Below are 6410 nucleotides of genomic sequence, written 5' to 3' on the forward strand. Positions count from 1 at the left end.
GCATGAGCGAGTTGTCACCGTTGAGAGCGAATCGCTCACCCGGCCCCTTCCCTGCAGATCTGCGCTGAAATGCCGTCAGACCCCCTTTTTCCAGGGCTGATTCGCCACTCACATGTCGACATGTCACTACAGCGTGTTGCCGACATGTGACATTCTGCCGGAAGCGCGTTTGCCGGGGCTTCGGCTCCGGTATTCAGGTGAAGGCTGACGTTCCTCAACCGGGAATGTTCGCCGCGACCGTCCCGCGACCCAAAGGGGGTGGCATGTCCGCAGATCAGGGCAGCTCCGAGGTGCTCACGCTCACAAAGAGCGAGTCCGCGCCAAGCGCGCCCGTCGAGCCCGCCGTGCTCGACGTGCTCGACGACGTCACGGCCCCCGAGGCCGCTCCGGCCCCGGTACTCACGACAGGGGCCATCGACACCCGCACCCTGTCCCGCTCCCTGTTCCTGCGACTGGCCACCCTCGCCGAGGACAGCCCCGAGCGCATGTACGTCCGGGACACCCTCATCGAGCTCAACCTCCCCCTCGTGCGTTACGCGGCGGCCCGCTTCCGCTCGCGCAACGAACCGATGGAGGACATCGTCCAGGTCGGCACCATCGGCCTGATCAAAGCGATCGACCGCTTCGACTGCGAACGGGGTGTGGAGTTCCCGACGTTCGCCATGCCGACGGTCGTGGGCGAGATCAAGCGCTTCTTCCGCGACACCTCGTGGTCGGTGCGGGTCCCGCGCCGCCTCCAGGAACTGCGCCTGGCCCTCACCAAGGCCAGCGACGAGCTCTCCCAGAAGCTGGACCGCTCGCCGACGGTCGCCGAACTCGCCGCGGTGCTGGGCGTGTCCGAGGAGGACGTCGTCGACGGCCTCGCGGTCGGCAACGCCTACACGGCCTCCTCGCTGGACTCCCCGGCCCCGGAGGACGACGGCGGCGAGGGCTCCCTGGCCGACCGCCTCGGCTACGAGGACACGGCCCTGGAGGGCGTGGAGTACCGCGAGTCGCTGAAGCCGCTGCTGGCCAAGCTTCCGCCTCGCGAACGCCGCATCATCATGCTGCGCTTCTTCGCCAACATGACCCAGTCCCAGATCGGCGAGGAGGTCGGCATCTCCCAGATGCACGTCTCCCGGCTGCTGACCCGGACCCTGGCGCAGCTGCGCGAGGGCCTGATCTCCGACTAGCCGGACCCGACCCGAGGACTTCCCTCCTGACGGAGCGTCAGCGACACTGACGCGATGCGAAGTCCGACACGGGATCCGACACGGGCACGTGGCCGCCGGGGCGCCGTATGGGGCGCGTCGGCGGCCGCCGTCGTGATGGCGGCCGGCCTGCTGGCCGCCTGCGGGGGAGACGGGCACACGGGCGGCTACGTCGCCATCGGCGGAGCGGGCGACACGGCGCTCCCGGACCCGCGGAGGGGTGACTCGGCGGATCCGACGGGCGGAGTACGGCTCGTCCCGCTGGACGACGAGAGCGGCTCCCCTGCGGGGCCGGCCGGTCCGGGGGCCCCGGCGGGCGAAACGGCCGGACACGGGTCGGAGGGCACCGCGGGAGGCGACGCCGGGCCCGGCGCCCCTCGGCCCGCCACCCCCGGCGTCCCGGGCACCTCAGTCACCCCTGACGTCCCGGGCGCCTCCCCGGGCACCGAGGGCGGCTCCGCGGGCGGTACGCCACCGGACGCGCCCTCACCGACGCCCACGGCCCCGCCGAGCACCGCGCCCGCGGGACCGGCCTCGCTGGCCGTGAGCGATCCCGTCCGCGCGGGGACGGATCAGCGGTGGTGCGAGGACGTGACCCTCACCTTCCGCAACTCCGGTGGCACCGCGGTGCGTTCCGGCACGGTCACCTTCGAGACCCATGTCATCGACGCGATCGGCATCGACTGGGCGACACGCGAGTCCACGGCCGCGCTCCCGACGCCGATCGCCGCGGGGGCGCGTAAGGAGAAGACCTGGACGGTCTGCGTCGACGCGTGGCGCGTACCGCTGGGCATGCGCATCGAGACGCGGGACGTGTCGGTCCGGTGGGAGTGAGCGGGCGGCGCCGGACACGCGAAGAGACGGGGGCGTGCGCGCCGACCCCGCTCTGACGCACGGAGGTCGACGCGCCCGGTCACCCCGTCACCCTGCCCAGTGCGGGCCGGCGGTTACTTCAGCGCCAGCCAGGCGACCGCCGCGACGATCACGACCGCGGCGACGATGCCGACGATCAGGCCGATGCGGGGTCCGGACTGGGTGGGGGCCGGCTGGGCGGCCCGGGGGGCGCCGTCGTCGACGAACGCGCGGAACATCTGGGTGCTGCCGGCGGGGTCGTGGTTGCCCTGGGGGCCCTGCGTGTTAGCCATGGGCCGAGACACTAGCGAAAATGCGCGGGGCGGCCCAAGTGGGGGTAGGAAGTCCGGCCGCCCGGAACCCCCCGGCCCTGCCCGCCCACTTGGGCCCGAGCCCGCGCCCGCCGCTCCCACCGACCACCTCGCCCGACACCCGACGACGACGCCGAGCACCGCCGGGGACCGCGGGGGACTGCCAGGGGGTCGCCTAGGACTGCCAGGAACCGCCGGGGGCCGCCAACCGGTCGTGGTCGCCTCACCCCGGGAGACGGCTCGCGCCCGACCACCCCGCACTGGGGACGCGCTCCGGACGGTATCCTCCCGGAGACGGCCAGGACGCGATCACCCCCACCGGAGACGGCCCGGCCGGGATCGACACGACCCGCAACGGCACGACCCGGAACGGCACGGGCTGGATCACTCCGCACCAGGGACGGCCCGGACGCGATCGACTCGCACCGGGGACGACCCGGCCGGGCATCGCCCCACCTCGGCCGGACGCGATCGACCCGCATCCAAGGGCGGCCCCGAGCGGACACCCCACCCCGGGATTCGGCCAGGACGTGATCACCCGCCCTGGAAGACGGCCGAAACGGAATCACCTCGCACCGGGGAGACGGCCCGGAGGGCAGCACCCCCGCCCCGGGAACGGCCCGGACGGCAGCACCCCGCCCCGCAAGACGGCTCAGGCCGCACCGGCCACCCCCGCCGCCGAGCCCCCGCTGCGGCCCCCTGCCAAACCCCACCGCCTGGCCCTGCGGTACCGGTCCCGCCCCAACCACGGCCGGTCCCGTCCGGAATCGGGCCTCCACGCACCCACAACACCCCCCCACCTGCACATTTACCGTCGCAATACTTGCCTTTGCCAACTTTTTGCGGGTCTCGCGGCGGTTTTATTTGCCTGTAGCAACCAACCGCTCCTATGGTTGCCCTAAGCAACAAACTGGGAGGTGTGATGGCGGGGCAGGCGCAGTATGAGGAGCTGGCGCGTCAGCTCAGTGCCGTCGGGGCGGTGAAGCGTGACCTCGGGCGGATCCTGCCGCCCGACTGCTCCGCGGGCTCGGCCGGCGTGCTGGCGCTCCTCGGCCGCCACGGCGACATGCGCATGAGCGCTCTCTCCGAGCTGCTCGCCGTCGACATGTCCGTGACCAGCCGACACGCCGCGCACCTCGCCGACCGGGGCTGGATCGAACGCTCCCCCGACCCGGCGGACAAACGCTCCCGCATCCTGCACCTCACGCCCGAGGGCCACGCGATGCTCGTCGAGCTGTCACGCCGGAGCACCGAGCTGCTGGCGGAACGGCTCGGCGACTGGACCGACGCCGAGGTCGGCCGGCTGATCGCCCTGCTGACCCGGCTGCGCGCCAGTTTCGGCGAGTGCCGGACGGTCACGCACCGGCCGCCGGCCCCACCCGCGCCGCCGCCTCCCGTTCCCGTAAGCGAACAGACACAGACCACCCGTACACCCGCACAAGCAACATAGGAAAAGGAAGCCCATGGCAACGACCACACCAGCCGGTGTGCGGGCTCACGCGAAGCACGGCGGAGGGTCCCACGGCTCCGCCGAGGCCGCTCCGATGACCCACCGGCAGATCATGGAGGCCCTCTCCGGGCTGCTGCTCGGGATGTTCGTGGCGATCCTCTCGTCCACGATCGTCTCGAACGCCCTGCCGGAGATCATCGGCGACCTCGGCGGCGGCCAGTCCGCCTACACCTGGGTCGTGACCGCCACCCTGCTGTCGATGACGGCGACCACCCCGCTCTGGGGCAAGCTCGCCGACCTGTACCCCAAGAAGGCGCTCGTCCAGATAGCGCTGGTCATCTACGTGCTCGGGTCCGCGGCCGCCGGTCTGTCGCAGAACCCCGGCATGCTGATCGCCTGCCGTGTCGTGCAGGGCGTCGGCGTCGGCGGTCTGTCCGCCCTCGCCCAGATCGTCATGGCGGCGATGATCTCCCCGCGTGAGCGCGGCCGTTACTCCGGCTACCTCGGCGCGACCTTCGCCGTCGCCACCGTCGGCGGTCCGCTGCTCGGCGGTGTCATCACCGACACCAGCTGGCTCGGCTGGCGCTGGTGCTTCTACGTCGGCGTCCCCTTCGCCGTCATCGCGCTGATCGTGCTCCAGAAGACCCTGCACCTGCCCACGGTGAAGCGGGACGTGAAGGTCGACTGGGCCGGCGCGTTCTTCATCTCCGCCGCGGTGTCGCTGCTGCTGGTCTGGGTCACCTTCGCCGGTGACAAGTACGACTGGCTGTCGTGGCAGACGTACGCGATGGTCGCGGGCTCGATCGCGCTCGGGCTGATCTTCGTGCTCGTCGAGTCGAAGGCCACCGAGCCGATCATCCCGCTGCGCCTCTTCCGCAACCGCACCATCACGCTGTCCTCCATCGCCTCGATGTTCGTCGGCGTCGCGATGTTCTCCGGCACGGTGTTCTTCGCCCAGTACTTCCAGCTGGCCCGGGACAAGTCCCCGACCATGTCGGGCGTGATGACGATCCCGATGATCGGCGGCCTGTTCGTCTCCTCCACCGTCTCCGGGCAGTTCATCACCAAGACCGGCAAGTGGAAGGCCTGGCTGGTCAGCGGTGGCGTGCTCATCACGGCCGGCCTCGGTCTGCTGGGCACCATCCGCTACGACACGGACTACTGGAAGACCGCGGTCTTCATGGCCCTGCTGGGCCTCGGCGTCGGCATGATGATGCAGAACCTGGTGCTCTCGACGCAGAACCAGGTCGAGCCGAAGGACCTCGGCTCCGCCAGCTCCACGGTCACCTTCTTCCGGTCCCTGGGCGGTGCGATGGGCGTCTCGGCGCTGGGCGCCGTCATGGCCAACCGGATCACCGACTACGCCAAGGACGGCATCACCGACCTCGGCCCCAAGTACGCCTCCCTCGCGTCCGGTTCGAGCTCCTCCAGCTCGATCCCGGACATGGACAAGCTGCCCGCGCCGCTGCGCACGGTCATGGAGAGCGCGTACGGCCACGGCATCGCGGACGTCTTCCTGATCGCGTCCGTCCTGGCGCTGCTCGCCTTCCTGATCACCCTGTTCATCAAGGAGGTCCCGCTGCGGACCAAGGGCGCGCTGGCCCAGGCCGCCACGGCGGAGACGGAGGCCCCGGCCACCGCGGCCGCCACGGCTCCGGCCGCGGCCACCGCTCCCGCCGAGGAGCACATCCCCAGCTGGGCGGTCGCCGAGACGGCTGCCGAGCCGGGGCGGGAGGCCGGTCCGCAGGACACACAGCGGCTCGCCGCCGTCGCCACCGCCGAACCCCTCCCGGCGCCCTCGGGCGGCATCCCGGTGCACGGCTTCGTGCGCGGCGCGGAGAGCGCGCCCGTCCCGCAGGCCGCCGTCACCCTGATCTCGCTCGCCGGACGCCAGCTCGGCCGGTCGGTCGCGCAGGCCGACGGTTCCTACGGACTGGACGCGCCGGGCACGGGTTCGTACGTGCTGATCGCCTCCGCCGACGGCTTCCAGCCGCAGGCCTCCACGATCGTCGTGAACGGCGAGCCGGTCGCGTACGACATCCTGCTCAGCGGGACCAGCGGCCTCAGCGGTGTCGTGCGCGCCGCCGAGTCGGGTGAGTTCGTCAAGGACGCCATGGTGATCGTCACCGATGTGCGCGGCGATCTGCTGGCCACCGCGGCCACCGGTGAGCAGGGCGAGTTCTCCTTCGCCGAGCTGGTGCCGGGCGCCGTGACCGTCGCGGTCAACGCCGTCGGGTTCCGGCCGCGCGCTCTGCCCGTCGAGGTCGGCGCGACGGGCGTGACCCGCGCGGAGGTCGTCCTCGAAGCCGGTGCCCAGCTCCAGGGCGTCGTCCGGGCGCCGTACGGTCCGCTGGCCGACGCGCGCGTGACGCTCGTCGACGCGGCGGGCAACGTGGTCGGCACCGCCACCACCGGCGCGGACGGCGCGTACGCCTTCGCCGACCTCGACGGTGGCGAGTACACGGTCATCGCGACCGGCTACCCGCCGGTGGCCACCGCGCTGACCGTGGCGGGCGCCGGCGTCGACGGCCACGACATCGAACTCGCCCACCCCGGCGAGTAGTTCCGACAGTTATCGGCTCCGGCCCGGTGCGGGGGTTTCTGCCC

The 6410-nt window shown here is 71.9% G+C and carries 5 protein-coding genes; 4 read left to right on the forward strand and 1 reads right to left on the reverse strand.

Annotated features, from left to right (window positions below; translation table 11 throughout):
* The first annotated feature begins 263 nt into the window (after window positions 1-263).
* Together ACFVYS_RS41325 and ACFVYS_RS41330 are read left to right on the forward strand one after the other, a co-directional pair.
* On the forward strand, window positions 264-1172 hold the full coding sequence (locus ACFVYS_RS41325; RefSeq protein WP_020131315.1) for an RNA polymerase sigma factor SigF: 909 nt from the start codon (window positions 264-266) through the stop codon (window positions 1170-1172).
* Between the two features lie 54 nt (window positions 1173-1226).
* Complete coding sequence (locus ACFVYS_RS41330; protein WP_389510711.1) at window positions 1227-2024, forward strand: hypothetical protein; 798 nt, start codon at window positions 1227-1229, stop codon at window positions 2022-2024.
* Window positions 2025-2137: 113 nt separating this feature from the next.
* Here the strand turns inward: ACFVYS_RS41330 and ACFVYS_RS41335 are convergent, their stop codons facing one another.
* On the reverse strand, window positions 2138-2335 hold the full coding sequence (locus ACFVYS_RS41335) for a hypothetical protein (protein ID WP_054242212.1): 198 nt from the start codon (window positions 2333-2335) through the stop codon (window positions 2138-2140).
* Between the two features lie 940 nt (window positions 2336-3275).
* On the opposite strand from ACFVYS_RS41335, the gene ACFVYS_RS41340 reads away from it, so the two are divergent.
* Together ACFVYS_RS41340 and ACFVYS_RS41345 are read left to right on the forward strand one after the other, a co-directional pair.
* The gene (locus ACFVYS_RS41340) at window positions 3276-3803 is read left to right on the forward strand and encodes a MarR family winged helix-turn-helix transcriptional regulator (protein WP_384113261.1); all 528 of its coding nucleotides are present in this window, start codon (window positions 3276-3278) and stop codon (window positions 3801-3803) included.
* A gap of 13 nt (window positions 3804-3816) precedes the next feature.
* Entirely contained in the window at window positions 3817-6366 is a 2550-nt protein-coding gene (locus tag ACFVYS_RS41345; protein WP_389510714.1) for an MFS transporter, read from the forward strand.
* Window positions 6367-6410 lie beyond the last annotated feature (44 nt).

The organism is Streptomyces sp. NPDC058295, from assembly GCF_042880655.1.
Lineage (GTDB): Bacteria > Actinomycetota > Actinomycetes > Streptomycetales > Streptomycetaceae > Streptomyces > Streptomyces coriariae.